This is a genomic window from Glutamicibacter nicotianae (assembly GCF_016907615.1).
Taxonomy (GTDB): Bacteria; Actinomycetota; Actinomycetes; order Actinomycetales; family Micrococcaceae; genus Glutamicibacter; species Glutamicibacter nicotianae.
In genome coordinates, this window is sequence record NZ_JAFBCH010000001.1 from 3,034,398 (window position 1) to 3,051,628 (window position 17,231).

At 65.0% G+C, this 17,231-nt stretch carries 16 protein-coding genes; 4 read left to right on the forward strand and 12 right to left on the reverse strand.

Annotation, left to right across the window (positions count from 1 at the left end):
* Positions 1-9: 9 nt before the first annotated feature.
* Positions 10-1,128, reverse strand: coding sequence for an alcohol dehydrogenase catalytic domain-containing protein (locus JOE62_RS14460; protein WP_204722889.1), 1,119 nt, complete (start codon positions 1,126-1,128; stop codon positions 10-12).
* Positions 1,129-1,130: 2 nt separating this feature from the next.
* Positions 1,131-2,075 (reverse strand): 3-hydroxyisobutyrate dehydrogenase, encoded by a 945-nt coding sequence (gene mmsB / locus JOE62_RS14465; RefSeq protein WP_204722890.1) that lies wholly within the window; start codon positions 2,073-2,075, stop codon positions 1,131-1,133.
* 140 nt (positions 2,076-2,215) lie between these two features.
* Between mmsB and JOE62_RS14470 the strand changes: the two genes are divergently transcribed.
* Positions 2,216-3,145 (forward strand): LysR family transcriptional regulator, encoded by a 930-nt coding sequence (locus JOE62_RS14470; RefSeq protein ID WP_239543407.1) that lies wholly within the window; start codon positions 2,216-2,218, stop codon positions 3,143-3,145.
* On the opposite strand, the gene JOE62_RS14475 is transcribed toward JOE62_RS14470, so the two are convergent.
* Positions 3,142-3,684: a P-loop NTPase family protein gene (locus tag JOE62_RS14475; protein ID WP_204722891.1), complete on the reverse strand. Its 543-nt coding sequence runs from the start codon at positions 3,682-3,684 to the stop codon at positions 3,142-3,144. The genes JOE62_RS14470 and JOE62_RS14475 overlap by 4 nt on opposite strands.
* Before the next feature lie 192 nt (positions 3,685-3,876).
* Positions 3,877-5,256, reverse strand: a complete 1,380-nt coding sequence (locus JOE62_RS14480) for an MFS transporter (protein WP_204722892.1) — start codon at positions 5,254-5,256, stop codon at positions 3,877-3,879.
* A gap of 170 nt (positions 5,257-5,426) precedes the next feature.
* On the opposite strand from JOE62_RS14480, the gene JOE62_RS14485 reads away from it, so the two are divergent.
* Positions 5,427-5,780 (forward strand): CHY zinc finger protein, encoded by a 354-nt coding sequence (locus JOE62_RS14485; protein ID WP_204722893.1) that lies wholly within the window; start codon positions 5,427-5,429, stop codon positions 5,778-5,780.
* Here the strand turns inward: JOE62_RS14485 and JOE62_RS14490 are convergent.
* From JOE62_RS14490 to JOE62_RS14500, 3 genes are all read right to left on the reverse strand, one after another.
* The gene (locus JOE62_RS14490; RefSeq protein WP_204722894.1) at positions 5,777-6,226 is read right to left on the reverse strand and encodes a universal stress protein; all 450 of its coding nucleotides are present in this window, start codon (positions 6,224-6,226) and stop codon (positions 5,777-5,779) included. The genes JOE62_RS14485 and JOE62_RS14490 overlap by 4 nt on opposite strands.
* Before the next feature lie 45 nt (positions 6,227-6,271).
* Entirely contained in the window at positions 6,272-7,483 is a 1,212-nt protein-coding gene (locus JOE62_RS14495; protein ID WP_204722895.1) for an NAD(P)/FAD-dependent oxidoreductase, read from the reverse strand.
* 120 nt (positions 7,484-7,603) lie between these two features.
* Positions 7,604-9,487 carry a BCCT family transporter gene (locus JOE62_RS14500; protein ID WP_204722896.1) on the reverse strand — a complete coding sequence of 628 codons (1,884 nt, stop codon included), beginning with the start codon at positions 9,485-9,487 and terminating at the stop codon, positions 7,604-7,606.
* A 257-nt stretch (positions 9,488-9,744) separates the two neighbouring features.
* Between JOE62_RS14500 and JOE62_RS14505 the strand changes: the two genes are divergently transcribed.
* Positions 9,745-10,929, forward strand: coding sequence for a S8 family serine peptidase (locus tag JOE62_RS14505; protein ID WP_204722897.1), 1,185 nt, complete (start codon positions 9,745-9,747; stop codon positions 10,927-10,929).
* A 1-nt stretch (position 10,930) separates the two neighbouring features.
* Positions 10,931-11,164: a hypothetical protein gene (locus JOE62_RS14510; protein WP_204722898.1), complete on the forward strand. Its 234-nt coding sequence runs from the start codon at positions 10,931-10,933 to the stop codon at positions 11,162-11,164.
* An 8-nt stretch (positions 11,165-11,172) separates the two neighbouring features.
* Here JOE62_RS14510 and purU read toward each other — a convergent pair whose 3' ends face one another.
* The 5 genes from purU to JOE62_RS14535 all read right to left on the reverse strand — a co-directional run bounded on the left by purU (position 11,173) and on the right by JOE62_RS14535 (position 17,231).
* Positions 11,173-12,033 carry a formyltetrahydrofolate deformylase gene (purU, locus tag JOE62_RS14515; RefSeq protein ID WP_204722899.1) on the reverse strand — a complete coding sequence of 287 codons (861 nt, stop codon included), beginning with the start codon at positions 12,031-12,033 and terminating at the stop codon, positions 11,173-11,175.
* Between the two features lie 174 nt (positions 12,034-12,207).
* The gene (gene soxG / locus JOE62_RS14520; RefSeq protein ID WP_204722900.1) at positions 12,208-12,816 is read right to left on the reverse strand and encodes a sarcosine oxidase subunit gamma family protein; all 609 of its coding nucleotides are present in this window, start codon (positions 12,814-12,816) and stop codon (positions 12,208-12,210) included.
* Positions 12,809-15,706 (reverse strand): sarcosine oxidase subunit alpha family protein, encoded by a 2,898-nt coding sequence (locus tag JOE62_RS14525; protein ID WP_204722901.1) that lies wholly within the window; start codon positions 15,704-15,706, stop codon positions 12,809-12,811. Before JOE62_RS14525 ends, soxG begins: the two co-directional genes overlap by 8 nt.
* A complete protein-coding gene (locus tag JOE62_RS14530; protein ID WP_204722902.1) occupies positions 15,703-16,002 on the reverse strand; it encodes a sarcosine oxidase subunit delta in 300 nt (99 codons plus the stop codon). Before JOE62_RS14530 ends, JOE62_RS14525 begins: the two co-directional genes overlap by 4 nt.
* A gap of 11 nt (positions 16,003-16,013) precedes the next feature.
* Positions 16,014-17,231: a sarcosine oxidase subunit beta family protein gene (locus JOE62_RS14535; protein WP_038991586.1), complete on the reverse strand. Its 1,218-nt coding sequence runs from the start codon at positions 17,229-17,231 to the stop codon at positions 16,014-16,016.

The window sequence follows — 17,231 nt, forward strand, 5'->3', positions numbered from 1 at the left end:
CCACCAATCCTACTGGGCTTCCTCCCCGATTCCGGGCAGCAGAACTTGGCGTATCGAGCGCCCGTCAGCCAGATCGTCGAGGGCTTCGTTGATCTGCGCCAGCGGCCTGGTCTCCACCAGCTTCTCTACCGGGAGCCTGCCTGCGCGCCAAAGCTGCTCGTAGTAGCCGATATCCTGCTTTGGCAGCGCAGAGCCCATATAGCTGCCGATAATCGTGCGGGCGCCGGCGGTCAGGGCCAATGGCTCGATGCTGCTCATCGCGCCCGGGGCCGGCAGCCCCACAGTCACCAGGGTTCCGCCCACGCCTGTGGCCTGCAATGCGGTTTCGAAGGCCCGCGGATGACCGGCGGCCTCAACCACGATCTGCGCACTGCGCTGCCCCAGCTCCTGCGGCGTGCAGGCTTCATCGGCACCCAAGGCCAGCGCGGCCGCCAGCTTCTGATCATTGGCATCAATGGCCAATATCCTGCCGGTAGTCCGCTGCCCGGCGGCCACCAGCAAAGCGGCCATGCCCACTCCGCCCAGTCCAATGATGGCCACATCCTCGGCACCTGTTGCCCTGGCGGCATTGCGCAGCGCGCCGCCGCCGGTGAGCACCGCGCACCCCAGCACCGCAGCCACCTCGGCCGGCACATCCACGCCCACCGGAACCAGGCTGCGCGCATCCATCACCGCGTAATCGGCAAAGGCCGAGACGCCCAGGTGGTGGTGGACCGGCTTGCCATCGAGCATCAGCCGGCGAGCGCCAGTCAGCAGGGTTCCAGCGGTGTTGGACGCGGTGCCGGCGCTGCACGGCAGCTTGCCTCCGGTGGCGCAGGCTGCGCAGTTCTCGCAGCGTGGCAGGAAGACCGAGATCACCTGCTGGCCGATGTCCAGCTGAACCCCTTCGCCAACCTGCTCGATGATGCCGGCCGATTCATGCCCGAGCACCATCGGCACCGGACGCGGCCGGTTCCCGTCGATGACCGACAAATCCGAATGGCAGAGTCCGGCAGCCGTAATGCGCACCAGCACTTCCCCGGGGCCGGGGTCGCCCAGCTTCAGCTGGCGGATGGCCAGCGGCCGGTGCTCGGCATAGGGACGCTGGTTCTGCGTGTGCCCCAGCACCGCTGCCTGGATCTGGCGCATGCTCAGCCCTCAGCTGGCTGGTTGGCGTTGGCCGGTTCCGGGCTCCACCCGCGCACGGCGCCATCAGGCAGCAGGTTCTTCACGATCAGCGAGCAGTCCTTGTCCCCCAGCCCCTGCTCGATCAGTTCGTCGAAGTGCTCGCGGGCCAGGGTTGCTGCCGGCAGCCGCACCCCGGTGCTTTCGCCGGCATCCAGGGCCAGCCCGACATCCTTGCGTGCCAGATCGGTGCGGAAGGTCGCTTCGAAGTTGTTGTTTGCCGCAGCGGTATCGATGATGCCGGGCACCGGGTACCAAGTCTGCTGCGCCCAGGACCGGCCCGAGGAGACCGAGGCGATCTGCCAGAAGACCTCGGGATCCAGGCCCAATGCCTCGGCCAGCTGGGAACCCTCGGCGCTGGCCATCAGGTCGATGAACAGCATCATGTTGTTGCAGATCTTGGCGGCAATGCCCATGGAGGGCCCGCCTGCGACGATGGTCTTGCCGCTCATCGGGGCGATGAATCCGGCGGCCCGTTCCATCAGTTCCGGTGCACCGCCGAGCATGAAGGCCAGTGTTCCGGCCGCGGCCCCGGAGATGCCGCCGGATACCGGGGCATCAACGAAGTGCAGTCCACGTTCGGTGGAGCCTGCGTGGATGTAGCGGGAAGTTTCAATGTCCACCGTGGAGGAATCCAGCAGGAGCATGTCCTTGGTGGCGTTGGCCCAGATGCCTGCCTCGCCCTCGTATACCGAGCGCACATGCGCGCCCTTGGGCAGCATAGTGAATACAACATCGGCATGCTCCATGGCCTCGGCCACCGAGCCGGCGATCTGCACCCCGCCTCCCGCCGCGGCGGCACAGGCCTCCGCGTCCAGGTCGTAGCCGCGCACCTGGTGCCCGGCGGCCACCAGATTCGCTGTCATCGGTCCGCCCATGTTGCCCAGGCCAATCCATGCGTACGTGCTCATCTGCACACCCTTCATCGTTGTGTACTACCCGTTCAGGCCAGCGTAGGATGACGGTCGGGCCGGACTCAATGGACCCCGGCACGGCAATTGCGCAAGCCCGGTGTGCGCTAGCGCACACCGTCCATGGCAGACTGTGGTCTATGGACCGTCAGATCGATTACCGCCATCTCGAATCACTCATTGCCCTGCTGACCGTTGCACGACTGGGCCGCTACACCGCCGCCGCGAATGTCCTCGGGGTGAACCACTCGACGATTTCCCGCCGCATCGATGCCCTGCAAAAGGCGATGGGCGGCCACCTGCTCACGCGCACCCCCAACGGCTGGGAACTGACCGATCTGGGACGCCGGGCGATGGCCAGCGCAGAAACCATCGAGCAGGCAGTGGAGGCCATCGGCGCCGAGAAGGACTCCGGAGCGCTGGCAGGCCATGTGCGCGTCGCTGCCCCCGATGCATTCAGCGCGCACCTCGCTGCCCCGGCACTGGCCAGGCTCCAGGTAAAGCATCCGCAATTGGTCTTCGAGATCGTCTCGGAAACCACCCGTGCACGGCAGACGCGTACCGGCATGGACTTGGAGATTGTCATCGGCGAACCCCATGTCCGCAAGGCGGCTTCGATGAAGCTCCTGGATTACGAGTTGCGGCTCTTCGCCACTGCCGAATATCTGGAAAGCCACGGAACGCCAAGATCCATCGAGGATCTGGCAGGACATAGCTTGAACTACTACATCGATACCGCTCTGACGGTGGACAAGCTTGATGATGCCACCAGCGCACTGCCACCGATGCGGCGGTCCATCTCCTCCACGAGCATCGCGGTGCAATATGCGGCCACCATGAACCATGCCGGCATCGGGCTGCTGCCAACATTCCTCTCCCGGCACTATCCCAATATGATTCCGGTGCTGCACGACGAGTTCACCTTCCGCTCCGAATATTGGCTGGTGGGACGCGACGAGGCTTTGCGCAGCCGTGCGGTTCAGGAAACGGTTCGCGCACTGAATGATGCTGCCACCGCCGGCGACTGGTTCATTCCGCCGTTCCCCGTGCCGAGCACGTCCGGAAGCTAGGGCGTTCGGGCTGGTTCCCAGTCAATGATGGCTTGGCACATCCGTGCTGTTGATTGCGCGCTGTCCAGGCGGAGCACCGGACGGGACTCGTCCTTCAACCATGCCTCGTGGTGCGCGCGGCTGCGTCCGGCGAACTCCGAGTCATCGTAGCCAGCCGCCCACAGCATGAATTGCTCCACAGCCTTTGGATCCGGGGCTTGCCCGGACTGCCGAAGCTGCTCGCGTTCGGCAAGCCGTCGCAGGCGCACGTCGGGATCCAGCGTCAAGAACACGAAGGCATCGCATTCGGCCAGCACATCATTCCCCCACCCCTGCATGGATCCCGAAAGCACCCATGCGCTGCGTGGCACGAAGATCTCATGCATGAGCTTGGAGCGTTCAGCTGGCGCTCGCTGCTGGGAGTACGGCGGGTCGTTGGGGACCCAGAAATAGTCGTCGCTATCGGCATGCGGAACTGACCAGGCGTTCGCCACGGCACGGGCAAGAGTCGTCGTACCACTGCCGCTGGCACCGAAGATATTCAGCCTGCACTGCTTCATCTGGAGATCCCCTGCCTGGCTGCTTTCTCATTGTTCTCCCGATGGCTCCGATGCCACCAGCAGCATGTGGCTACCAGAATTGCAGATCGAACCAGTCCCGGCAAACAATCTCTCTGCCCGTTGGATGCGGGCACGCCAAAGGCCAGTCCCTGCAACGGAACTGGCCTCCGGCTTGATGTTCGCTCCTCCGACTTACTTCTGCATCTTCATTTCGGCGCTCGAAGCGTCCCCGCCGTTCAACGCCAAGCGGTCAGCCTCGTCGATCTCGCCGAGATCCAGCCCCTTGGTTTCCTTCATGAAGTACACCGCCACCATGGTGACTGCTGCGGCGAAGACAATATACCCGGCGACCGGTACCCAGGATCCGTAGACCTTCAGCAGGAAGGTTGCGATGATCGGTGCCATCGAACCGGCAACAATCGAGGTGACCTGGTAGCCCAGCGAGACACCCGAGTAGCGCATGCGGGTCGGGAACATTTCCGCCATGATGGCCGGCTGCCCGGCATACATCAGGCCATGCACGAACAGTCCCAGCATGATGGTGGCCAGGATGACCGCATCGTTTCCAGTGTTGAACAGCGGGAAGGCTGCCACGCCCCACACTGCCATGAGCACCACGCCGGTGGCATAGACCGGTCGGCGTCCGCGGCTGTCGGTGAAGCGTCCAACAATTGGCACCAGGATGGCGTGGAAGACGTGTGCCACAAGCATCAGGCCCAGAATTGTGGAGGTGTCCATCTTCAGCTGGGTGGCCATGTAGGTGATGGAGAAGGTGACCACCATGTAGTACATGATGTTCTCGCCGAAGCGCAGCCCCATGGCGGTGAACACCCCGCGCGGGTAGCGCTTGAATACTTCGCCCACGCCATAGCCGGCGGCCGCGTTCTGTTCCAGCTCCGCCTTGGCTTCCTTGAAAATCGGGGCATCGGAAACACGGGTGCGGATGTAATAGCCCACTACCACGATGACCACCGAAAGCCAGAAGCCGATGCGCCAACCCCATGCCAGGAAGGCAGCCTCGCTGAGCGTTGCCGAGAGCACCAGCAGCACCACCGTGGCCAGCAGGTTGCCCACCGGCACTGCTGCCTGCGGCCAGGAAGACCAGAATCCGCGTTCCTTGTTTGGTGCGTGCTCTGCAACCAGCAGCACCGCGCCGCCCCATTCCCCGCCTACCGCGAAGCCCTGGGCGAAGCGCAGCACAATCAGCAGGATCGGTGCTGCGTAGCCGATGGAATCGAAGGTGGGCAGGCAGCCCATCAGGAAGGTGGTTGCGCCGACCAGCACGATCGCCACCTGCAGCAGGTGCTTGCGTCCGTACTTGTCACCGAAGTGGCCGAAGACGATGCCGCCGATCGGGCGGGCGATGAATCCGACCGCGTAGGTCAGGAAGGCCTTGATGATGTTATCCAGATCGTTGCCCGTATCCGGGAAGAAGATCTTGTTGAAGACCAGCGTCGCCGCCGTCGCGTAGAGGAAGAATTCATACCATTCGACGACGGTGCCAGCCATGGAGGCTGCTACGACCCGGCGCAATCCCTTGCGCTCGGCCTTCGATGACGTTTCACTTGCCACTGTGCGTTCCTTCCGCCTTCGCCAGTACCTCCTGCGGGACCAGCTTCATCAGCGAGTATGGCCTAGATCACATGGCGAAAGATAGGCGGAAAGAGGCATAGTTGGAGGCAGTTTCTGCACATTCAGCGTGCATTTTTGCACATGGCATGGCCACTCGCGGAAGGGTTACGATGACAGCTTGGGAAAACCCAGCGCACCAGGTCACGTTGCGCGGCGTGCGCATGGACGTGCACACCCGTTGCGCCCACTACCACTCGCTGATCGATGTGATTGCGTTGAAGCACCACTGCTGCGGCATCTACTATCCCTGCCACCTATGCCATGGCGAACTGGCCGGCCACGAAGCGATGCCGTGGCCGGCGGACAAATTTGATGAGCCTGCGGTGCTCTGCGGGGTCTGCAGCACGCAGCTGAGCCCTGCCCAGTATCTGGAAGCCGATTCCTGCCCCAACTGCCAGGCGCTATTCAATCCCGGCTGCAAGGCGCATCGGCACCTGTACTTCGAGGTGGAATCTGGAGCCTAGTCCCACGGCAGGTCGTTCTCCTCTGCAGGCTGTTGCGGAACCACCAGCACCGGCCGATGCTGCTTGTGGGCCAGCGCCACGGCAATCGAGCCGTCGAGCAGCTGGGCCATCTTGCTGCGGATCCCCGGACGGCGGGTGCCGATGACGATCATCTGCGCATCCAGCTGCTCGGCCACCGCCGCCAGCACCTTGGCCGGTTCACCGGGCACCGTATAGCTCTCGAACTCCACGCCGGTCACCACCGAAGCGATTTCCCAGGCGAGCTCCTCGGAGACCGAATCTGCCGAGGCCAGCAAGTCGCCTTCGGACAGTTTGTCGGTCACCAGTCGTCCGTAATCTGCATGGATGCACACCAATCGTGCATCCAGCCCGCGAGCCAGCGAGGCGGCCGCCGCCAATACCGCCGGCGACATGCCTTTTTCCACGCCAACGACCATGGTGCTCATCAGCTATTCCTGCTTTCCTAGTCGGTCCATTCCTTGCTGAAAATCCTATAAATCACCGAGGTCGATATCCGGATCCGCCAGCGAGGCGGCTGGCACCGTCTTACCCACCAGCTCACGCAGGCGATCATTGACGTCCCAGATATTCACATTTGCCGCCGCGGTGATCTTCTCGCCATCTTGCCAGAACAACAAGAATTCTCCGCTTTCCATGCTGCCGCGGACTACCGAGACGTTATCTGGGGAATTATGCCCCACATATTCCATTCCCAGATCGAATTGGTCCGTGAAGAAATACGGCAACCAGTCATAGGATGCGTCGGCACCGGTGAGCGTCGCGGCCGCCAGCTTGCCCTGGCGGATCGCGTTGTCCCAGTGCTCCACGCGCAATTGGGCGCGCAGCTTGGTATTGAACGCCTGGGCGATATCCCCGATGGCCAGAATCTTAGAGTTGCTGCTGCGCAGCGACGCATCGACCACCACCCCGTGATCCACTGCCAGCCCGGCAGTCTCGGCCAGTTGCAGATTGGGTTTGGCACCAATAGCCAGCAGCACCACATCGGCACGCGATGAGCCGGCATCCGAAAGCACCTGCAGGTGCCCGTCGACCTGCTCGATGCCCTGCACGCGTGCGGTGCGCACATCCACTCCATTGGACTGGTGCAGCTCCCGCAGGTGGTTCCCGAAGCGTTCTCCGAAGACCTTGGCCAACGGCACCTCGGACGGTGAATAGACGGTGACCCGGGCTCCGCGTTGGCGGGCTGTGGCGGCCACTTCCATGCCGATCCAGCCCGAGCCGACCACGGCCACTTGGGCACCCTCGACCAGTTTTTCGCGCAGCGACTGGGCATCTTCCAGCGTGCGCAGCACGTGCACGCCTGGCAGGTCATAGCCGGGCATCGGATTCTCGCCGCCCACACTGGCCCGCGAACCGGTCGCCAAAACCAGCTGGTCGTAGTCCACCGCGCTGCCATCAGCCAGCAGCACCTGCTGCTTGCCGGTCTCCACGCTGATTGCGGCGGTTCCCAGCCGGAGGGTGACCTCCTGCGCTGCGTACCACTGCGCGTCATGCACGGTGAAGTCTTCTGGCTCGTCATTGCCCTGCAAGAAGCCCTTGGACAGGGGCGGACGCTCATAGGGCAGGTGCGATTCCTCGCCGATCAGGGTGATCGGGCCGGCATGTCCCCGCTCGCGTAGTGCTGCCACCGTACTGGCGGCGGCAAGCCCGGCACCAACGATGACTATCGACTCCTGGTCCATGGAACAACCCCTCTGCTTCCCGCCGCGGTGACGGCCCGCGGCCAGTGGATAGTGCTTGTCACCTTGATCCTCACACCCCGATGCCCTGCTTGGCAAGGCATCGGAGGCCAGGCCACGGACCTAGTCGTCACTTGGCTTCACGTGCCGGGATTTTGCTTCTGATTCCACGCGCTTGCCGAAGATCCCGCGCGTGCGCGAGACCCGGTAGTCGATACGGTCATCGACGTAGCGGCGCAGTTCGGGCTGCTCGTCCAAGGCGCCCCACAGCTCATCGGAGACGTGCTCGGTGACCCGCGCCAGCCGGCGCTTCTGCTCGATGAATTCCAAGGCCCGGCTTTCATGGCGCAACCCCTTGATCGTGGCCACCGACATCATGATCATGATGATGCTGAATGGCAAGGCCGTGGCCAGCGAACCGGCCTGCAGCGTCTGCAGCCCGCCGGCCACCAGCAAGGCAGCGGCCAGCACGCCTTCGAGCACCGCCCACAGCACCCTGGACCAGGTCGGCGGGTTCGGGTGCCCGCCGGAGGCGAGCATGTCGACCACCAGCGAGCCGGAGTCCGAAGAGGTGATGAAGAAGATCGCGACCAGCAAGATCGCCACCACCGACAGGATCGAACCCAGCGGCAAGGCTTCAAGCACCTGGAACAGCGACCCCTCCGCGGAGACCGCGCCATCCTCGACCATATCTCCGGCGCCGAAGAACTGGCGGTACAGCCCCGAGCCGCCCATGACCGAGAACCAGAGGAAACCGACTATGGTCGGCACCAGCAGCACGCCGGTGACGAACTGGCGCACGGTACGCCCGCGCGAAATGCGGGCAATGAAGATGCCCACGAACGGTGCCCAGGCGATCCACCAGCCCCAGTAGAAGACCGTCCAGCTGGAGAACCAGGTGGCCGATTCCTCACCCTGCTGGAAGGCACCCACGTCGAAGGTCATGTTCATGAAGTTGGCCAGGTACACGCCCAGGGACTGCACGAAATTCTGGAACAGGAACAGCGTCGGGCCCAGCAGCAGCACGCTGATCATCAGCAGGCCTGCCATGGACAGGTTGATGTTCGACAGCCACTTGATCCCGGCGCCCAGGCCGCTGACCACGCTCATGGTGGCCAGGAACGTGATGACCACGATCAGGATGACCAGCAGCGTGTTATCCACCGCACCGACCAGTCCGATCGCCTTCATGCCCGAGCTGATCTGCTGCACGCCCAGGCCCAGCGAGGTGGCCACGCCGAACACCGTGCCGAAGATGGCCAGTACATCAATCACATCTCCCAGCCAGCCCTTGACCCGATCTCCCAGGATCGGTTCCAGCGCCCAGCGGATGGACACCGGGCGCCCGCGGCGGTGGATCGCGTAGGCCAAAGCCAAGCCGATCACCGCGTAGATGGCCCACGGGTGCAGGCCCCAGTGGATGAAGGTCTGCGCCATGGCCAGTCCGGCCAGCTCCGATTCGCTGCCTTCCCAACCCGGCTTCGGATCCACGGTGGCGTACATCAGAGGTTCGCCGACCCCGTAGAAGACCAGGCCAATGCCCATGCCGGCGGCGAAGAGCATCGCGAACCAGCTGAACAGGCCGAATTCGGGTTTCTCTCCGTCATTGCCCAGGGTGATCCGCCCGAGCTTGGAGAAGCCGATGGCGATCACCAGCGCCACAAAGCCGCCGATGATCAGCATGTAGTACCAGCCCAGGTTGGCTACGATCCAGTTCTGCACGGCGTTGAAAGTCGTGTCCGCCGCGTTGGGCGCGAGGATCGCGAAGACCGCCACAGCCAGGATCACCAGCAGCGCCGGCCAGAAGACCGCAGGGGCGATCCCGCCCTTGCCTAGGCGCACGCCCTGCCGGCGCAGCTTCGCGGTGATCTGCTCGTCGGTGTCGTCCTCGGCAATGTGCATGTGCACCGGGATCGGCGCGGTATGCGGGGATGCTTCCAGCACAGCATCTGCGTGCTGCCCATTATCTGCTTCGGGAGGTTCAACTTCGTCAATGTTCTTCGTCATGGTCCAGGCTCCTTCACTCAGAGAAATGCCCTAGGACTTCCACCCTTGTTCTTTCGCCGCGAAGAATCAAGTGGCCAGCGAAGAATAATGGCTTCTTTCTGCCCGTCGGGCATCGCCGGGCCGTGCGCCGCGGTTGCTGTGCGCTGCATAGGTGCTTGTTGCCAGGCATGGCAGCTTGTCCATGCCGCCGGGTACAGTGCGAGGTACCTCGTAGGCCTTGGCATGAAAGCCTCTCGGAACCAGCAAGGAGCCCCGTCATGTACAGCAACCAGACCCGTCAAGCAACCGTCGCCGAAATTCCCAACCGCTACGTCTTGGTCTTCGACCCGCAGGAATCCGGAGCCCCGGGCATCGCAGCAGCCCAGCGCGAATCAGAACTTCCGCAGCTGCTGGCTGAACAGGGCTATTCCAGTACCGAGTACTTCCCGATGCTGGGCATCGCTGTGGTCACCAGCTCGGCTGACCAGCTTGAGGACTTCCGCCAGCGCTGCGCCGGGCACAAGCTGCCAGCCTCGGTGGTACCCGAGCTGGTCTACCGGATCCTGCCCGACGCCCCGGCCGCTACGGAGTCCTATGCGGACACCGGCCAACTCACCTGGGGCCTGCAGGCCGTAGGCGCTTCGCTTTCGGGCTACACCGGCAAGAGCATCAACGTGGCCGTCTTGGATACCGGTTTTGACAGTGCGCATCCGGACTTCGCAGGCCGCACGGTGACCGCCAAGTCCTTTGTCGCAGGCGAGGACGCCACTGACGGCCATGGACATGGCACCCACTGCATCGGCAGCGCCTGCGGTCCGCGCGAACCGCAGCAGGGTCCGGGCTACGGGGTCGCCTCGGAAGCCAATATATTCGCTGGAAAGGTGCTGGGCGCCGATGGCTCAGGTTCGGACTCCACGATCCTGGCCGGCATCAACTGGGCACTGGAAAACAAGTGCGAGGTCATCTCCATGTCGCTGGGTGCTGATGTGAGAACTGTGCACCCGCCCTATGTCACTGCCGGACGCCGCGCCTTGGAGCTGGGCTCCTTGATCGTGGCGGCCGCCGGAAATAATGCACAGCGCTCTGCCGGGAACCCGGGATTCGTCGGCGCACCGGCCAACAGCCCGTACATCATGGCCGTAGCGGCTTTGGACTCGAAGCTGGCCGTGGCGGACTTCTCGGCCCAGGCGTTGGACACCGACGGCGGCGAGGTGGATATTGCAGGCCCCGGCGTTGCTATCTACTCTTCGTGGCCCGGCGCCAAGCGGTACAACACCATCAGCGGAACGTCCATGGCCACCCCGCATGTGGCCGGCGTGGCAGCGCTGCTGGCCGAATCCACCGGCCTGCGCTCCCAGCAGCTGTGGGACAAGCTGGTGGCAACTTCCCGCGATATCTCCCTGCCGGCCATGGATGCCGGAGCCGGGCTGGTCCAGGCCCCGGCCGGAGCGGAAGGCCAATAGGATGTGCGGCGACACAGTGCATATCTATGTGATCACCGTGGCGGCCACGGTGGCCCCCGAGTCCATCGTTGATGAGCTGGCGGCCCACGGGCTGCGGGTTAAACAGGTGCTCGCTGCCCTGGGCCAGATTATCGGCGAGGGCAGCGAGCAGGTGGCCGCAGCGCTGCGCCAGCTCGACGCGGTCGAATCGGTGGATGCCGAGCAGCACTACCGGGCGATCGGCGAGGAGGGCTAGCTAGCTAGCTAGCGCAGGATCACCGTGCGGTTGCCGTAGAGGAAGACCCGGCCCTCGCAGTGCCAGCGCACCGCATTGGACAGCGCCTTGCACTCGGTGTCGCGGCCGGCAGCCACCAGGTCCTGCGGGCCAAAGGTATGATCCACCTCGACGACCTGCTGGGCGATGATCGGGCCCTCATCCAGCTCGGAGTTCACGTAGTGGGCAGTGGCGCCCACGGTCTTCACGCCGCGCTCCCAGGCCTGGTGGTATGGCTTGGCGCCCTTGAAGGAAGGCAGGAAGGAGTGGTGGATGTTGATCGTCTTGCCGGTCAACTCGCGCGAGAGCTCGTCGGAGAGCACCTGCATGTAGCGGGCCAGGACCACCAGCTCCGCTTCGTGCTTGGCGATCAGCGAGAGCAGCTCCGCCTCGGCCTGTGGCTTGGTCTCCTTGGAGATCGGCACATGGTAGTACGGGATGCCGTGCCACTCGACCAGCGACCGGCTGTCCGGGTGGTTGGAGACCACCGCGACGATCTCGATCGGCAATTCGCCGGTGCGGGCACGGAAGAGCAGGTCGTTGAGGCAGTGGTCGAACTTCGAGACCATGATCAGCACCTTGGTCTTCTCACCGCGTTCGCGCAGCTGCCAGTCCATCTCGAACTGCTGCGCCACCTCGGCGAATTCTGCACTCATCTGCTCCAGCAGGTCGGCTTGCCCCTCGCCGGCGAAGTCCACGCGCAGGTAGAGCCGGCCGGCGGCCATGTCGTCGAATTGCTTGAGCTCGACGATGGTGCGTTCGTGCTTCAGCAGGAATCCGGTGACCGCGTTGACGATCCCCATTCCCTCGGGGCATTGCAGGGTCAGCACGTGGCGGATTTGCTCGCTCATGATTGCTTCAGGTCCTTTCGGCTAGCGGGTTAGACAGCACTGTGCCAGAGCCGGTGTCCGAACGCCACGAACTGGCCGGGTTGCTGCTTTGCATGCTTGTGCTTTGGTCTTTGCGGGTACAGGCCAGTCCGGCCCCGCCCCGGCGTCGGGACGGGGCCGGATCAGCCGGTGCGGCTACGGAACCGGTGGTGCGGCGAACTCCGCCATGGCGTCGATCAGCCAATGCACGGTGTGCTCGGTGAACGATGCGCGCGGGAAAATCCGCCAGCTGGTTTCGCCGGTGCGCCACAGCAGCACCGGAATGTTCGCCAGCGAGGTGGTGATCGCCTGGTTCACGCCGAAGGCTCGCGGGTGCAGGTCCGCCGGGCAGCTCTTGCGCAGCACCAGCGGCGCATCCGGGCCTTCCAGTTCCAGCACCGAGCGGTTGGCCGAGAGGTCGACCACCTGCCCGGGCTCATCGCCCAGGGCGTCGGCAAGCGCACCTGCCAGTTCGGCGTTCTCCGGGCTGGTGGCCAGGAACTCGTCCGGGCCCAGCCAGAGCACCGCAGTGCCCGATACGTCGCCGGCCACCTGGCCCACCGTGGCGGGCAGGCCCACGCCGGTGGCCGCGGACAGCGCCACGTGGGCTGCCCCGCCCGGTGCGCTGCGCAGCGAGATCTGGGTCGTGAACGCGATTTCGCGCAGGGACACTCGGCCAGCGACGCTGGCCGCGTCCATCTGGGCTGCCAGGTGCTGCGCCGGCGAGCGGCGCACGTCGGTGTCAATCAGGGTGTCGTTAGCCATCACGGCGGCTTCCTTCCGGGTCGAAGAGAACGAGTTCGGAGACCTGGACGTCGACCAGCTGGCCGCCAACCGGGGTCTTGAGCACTTCGCCGATGCGGTTGCGCCCATTCTTGATCAGCGCCAGGCCGAAGGTGCGCCCAAGGGCCGGCGAGTTGTACGAGCTGGTGACCCAGCCTTCCATCGGGGTGATGCCATCGGTGGCCAGCGCGTCGGCGGCCACCAGCGCGGCGCCTTCGGGCAAGCGCAGCGAAGAATCCACCGGCAGCACCGAAACCAGGTGCTTGCGGTCCTCGCGCACATTGTCCTCGCGGCTGTAGGAGCGCTTGCCGACGAAGTCCTTGAGCTTGGAGACCACCCATTCCATGCCTGCATCCTGCGGGGTCACCGTGCCGTCGGTATCCTGGCCGACGATGATGAATCCCTTCTCGGCGCGCAGCACGTGCATGGTTTCGGTGCCGTACGGGGTGATGTTGAATTCCTCGCCGGCGGCGTACACATCTTCCCAGACGCGAAGCCCATGCCAGGCAGGGATCGCGATCTCGAAGGCCAGTTCGCCGGAGAAGGAGATGCGGCTGATCCGCGCTTCGATCCCGGAGTCCAGCACCACGTCCTTGAAGGCCATGAACTTGAAGCCCTCGTTGGACACGTCCACCGAGCTGGCCAGCTTCGCGATGACCTCCCGGGACTTCGGCCCGACAACCGCGACGGTGGCCAGCTGCTCGGTCACCGAGGTGCAGGTGACGTCCAGTTCAGGCCATTCGGTCTGCAGCCATTCTTCCAGCCAGTCCAGCACGTCGGCGGCGCCGCCGGTGGTGGTATGCATCAGGAAGCGGTCCTCGGCCAGGCGCAGGGTCACGCCGTCGTCGAAGATCATGCCGTCGGCCTTGCACATCACGCCGTAGCGTCCCATGCCGACTTTCAGCTTGGTGTAGCCGTTGGTGTAGATGCGGTTGAGGAACTCGGCGGCGTCCTTGCCGCGGATCTCGATCTTGCCCAGCGTGGTGGCATCGAGCATGCCCACCGAAGCGCGCACCGCGGCGGATTCGCGGTAGACCGCCTCGTCCATGCTCTCGCCCGGCTGCGGGTAGTACCAGGCGCGCTTCCACTGCCCGACGTCCTCGAACTCGGCGCCGTGCTCCACATGCCAGGAGTGCATCGGGGTGATGCGTGCCGGATCCAGCAGCTGCCCGCGGGTGCGTCCGGCCAGCGCCGCGAAGGCCACCGGGGTGTACGGTGCGCGGAAGGTGGTAGTGCCGATCTGTGCCGGGTTCTCGATGCCCAGCACCGCGGCGATCACACCGATTGCCGCGACGCCCGAGGTCTTGCCCTGGTCGTTGGCGGTGGAGATCGAGGTGTACCGCTTGATGTGCTCCACGGACTGCATGCCGGCGCCGGTGGCGCGCAGCACGTCGGCCACGGACTGGTCGCGCTGCAGATCCACGAAGTGGGTCTTGTAGTTCGCGGCGTCGTCGCCGTTCAGCGACGGCACCAGCCAGACCGGACGGGTTTCCCCGGCCGGGGCTGCTACCGCCTGCGGAACTTCTGCGATGCGCTGGAAGCCTGCTGCGCTGGCGGCCGCGGCGCCGGTGGCGGCCCCGGTGCTCAGCGCACTGGCGGTGTCGAAACGGCCAGTGACAGCGCCGGCCAGGTGCTGGTTGGCCACTGCGGCGGCCGGGACGAAGGCGTGGATCGCAGTGTCCCAGTCCAGCTTGCCCTGGCGCTGGGAGTGCAGGTGCACCACCGGGTTGAAGCCGCCGCCCACGGCCAGCACGTCGGCCTCGAAGCGCTGCGGCGCGCCCAGGTTGCGCTGCTCGTCCAGCTCGGCGACGATCACTGCCGACAGCTCGCCGGAGGCATCCGCTTCGGTGTCCACCACGACGGAGCCGGTCAGCACGGTGACCCCGTCGGCCACTGCTTCCGCGGCGGCCGCAGAGACGGTGGTGCGTGCGTCGATCACTGCAACCACCCCGCCGGTGGCTGCCAGGTCGGAGACCAGCGGGTAGACCGAGTCGTTGGTGGTGGCCACCACGATCTGCTGACCGGCGCGCACGCCGTAGCGGTTCAGGTAGCTGCGCACCGCGCCGGCGAGCATGATGCCCGGGCGGTCGTTGTTCTCGAACACGATCGGGCGCTCGTGGGCGCCGGTGGCCAGCACGACCTGCTGGGCGCGGATGTGCCAGATGCGTTCGCGGGAAACGCCGTCGCCGGCCGGCCCGTCCAGATGCACGGTGCGGCGCTGCGCGGCGATCAGGTAGTTGGCATCGTAGGAGCCGAAGACGGTGGTGCGCTGCAGGTGGGTGGTCTCCTCGGCGGCTGCCAATTCGGCGGCGACCGTGTCGATCCACGCCGCGGCGTCCACGCCGTCGATCTGCTCGCCGGCCGCATCGCGCAGGGTGCCACCGGCTTCGGCACGCTCGTCGAGCAGCATTACCCGGGCGCCGGAGCGCGAGGCCTCGCGGGCAGCGGCCAGGCCTGCAGGCCCGGCGCCGACCACCAGCACGTCGGTATGCACGTGGACGTGGTCGTAGTAGGCGGGGTCCTCGTTCGGATCCAGCACGCCCAGTCCGGAGAGCAGGGTGGCGTTCAGCGATTCGGTGACCGGGACGGTGGTGGCAGGCAGCATCGACTCGGCGATGTCCTGGCTGTGCCGGGCGTCGACGGTGATCAGCGCGTTGGGTTCCTCGACGCCGGCGGCGAAGATGCCGCGCGGGCGGTCCAGGTACAGCGAGTTGCCGCATGAACGCATCCCGTTGGCCAGCATTGCGCTGGCCACGGTGTCGCCGCGGAAGGCGGAAAGCTGCTGCCCGTTCACTCTCAGGGCCAGTGCTTCCTCGCGGTTAATGCGGGCGCCGGCGCTGTGCGCGGCGGCAAGGCGCTGGGACTTGCTCATCGGGTGCCTCCTTCGGTGGCCTGGATTTCTGGACGTGCTTCGCCGGCACGGTAGACGGCTTTGAATTCGTAGGTGACGGTGTCGCGCAGGGCGTTGAACCACTTGCGGCAGCCGCCGGAGTGGACCCAGCGTTCGGCGAAGATGCCCTTCTCGTTCTGCCGGTAGAACAAGTAGCGCGACCATTCCTTGTCGCTCAGCGCGTTCGGATCCTCCGGATAGGCAACGTGGGCTTCTCCCCCGTATTTGAATTCGTTCTCGTTGCGTGGCCCGCAGTTCGGGCAATCAATCAGCATCATGGCGGTTGCTCCTAGTGTGCGACGGCTGCTGCGCCGTGCTCGTCGATGAGGTGGCCGGTTTCGAAGCGCTCCAGGCTGAACGGCTTGTTCAGCTCATGAGGCTCGTCGTGGGCGATGGTGTGCGCCATGGTGAAGCCGGCGCCCGGGGTGCCCTTGAATCCGCCGGTGCCCCAGCCGCAGTTCACGTACAGGTTCTGGATCGGGGTCTTGGAGACGATTGGCGAGGCGTCCATGGTGGTGTCCACGATGCCGCCCCAGGTGCGCAGCACGTGTGCCCGGGCGAAGATCGGGAACAGTTCCACCGCGGCGGCCATCTGCTCCTCGATCACGTGGAACGCGCCGCGCTGGCCGTAGCCGTTGTAGCTGTCGATGCCCGCGCCCATGACCAGTTCGCCCTTGTGAGCCTGGGAGACGTAGACGTGGATGTGGTTGGACATGACCACCGTCGGGTGCACCGGCTCGAACAGCTCGGAGACCAGAGCCTGCAGCGGGTGGGACTGGATGGGCAGCTCGAAGCCTGCCATTTCGGCCAGCACAGAGGAGTGCCCGGCACCGGCGAGAGCGACCTTGCCGGCATTGATGGTGCCACGGGTGGTCTTCACGCCGGTGACCTTCTCTCCATCCTTGATGAATCCGGTGACTTCGCAGTTCTGGATGATGTCAACGCCCATTTCGTTGGCCTTGCGGGCGAACGCCCAGGCCACGTGGTCGTGCTTGGCGATGCCGGCGCGCGGCTGCCAGGTCGCGCCCATGACCGGGTAGCGGATGTTGTCGCTCACGTTGATGATCGGGCAGGCTTCCTTGACCTGCGATGGGTCCAGCCATTCGGCGTCCACGCCGTTGAGCTTGTTGGCTTCCACGCGGCGCACTGATTCGCGCACATCCCCGAGGGTGTGGGCCAGGTTCATCACGCCGCGCTGGGAGAACAGGAAGTCGTATTCCAGGTCCTCGGGCAGCTGTTCCCACAGCTTCAGCGACTTCTCGTAGATGCCTGCCGACTCGTCCCAGAGGTAGTTGGAACGGATGATGGTGGTGTTGCGGGCCATGTTCCCGCCGGCCAGCCAGCCCTTTTCCAGTACCGCCACATTGGTGATGCCATGGTTCTTGGCCAGGAAGTAGGCGGTGGCCAGGCCGTGCCCGCCGCCGCCGACGATGACTACGTCGTAGGACTTCTTCGGTTCCGGATTGTTCCAGAGGAATTCCGGGTGTTCTGGGAGCAAATCAGCCAT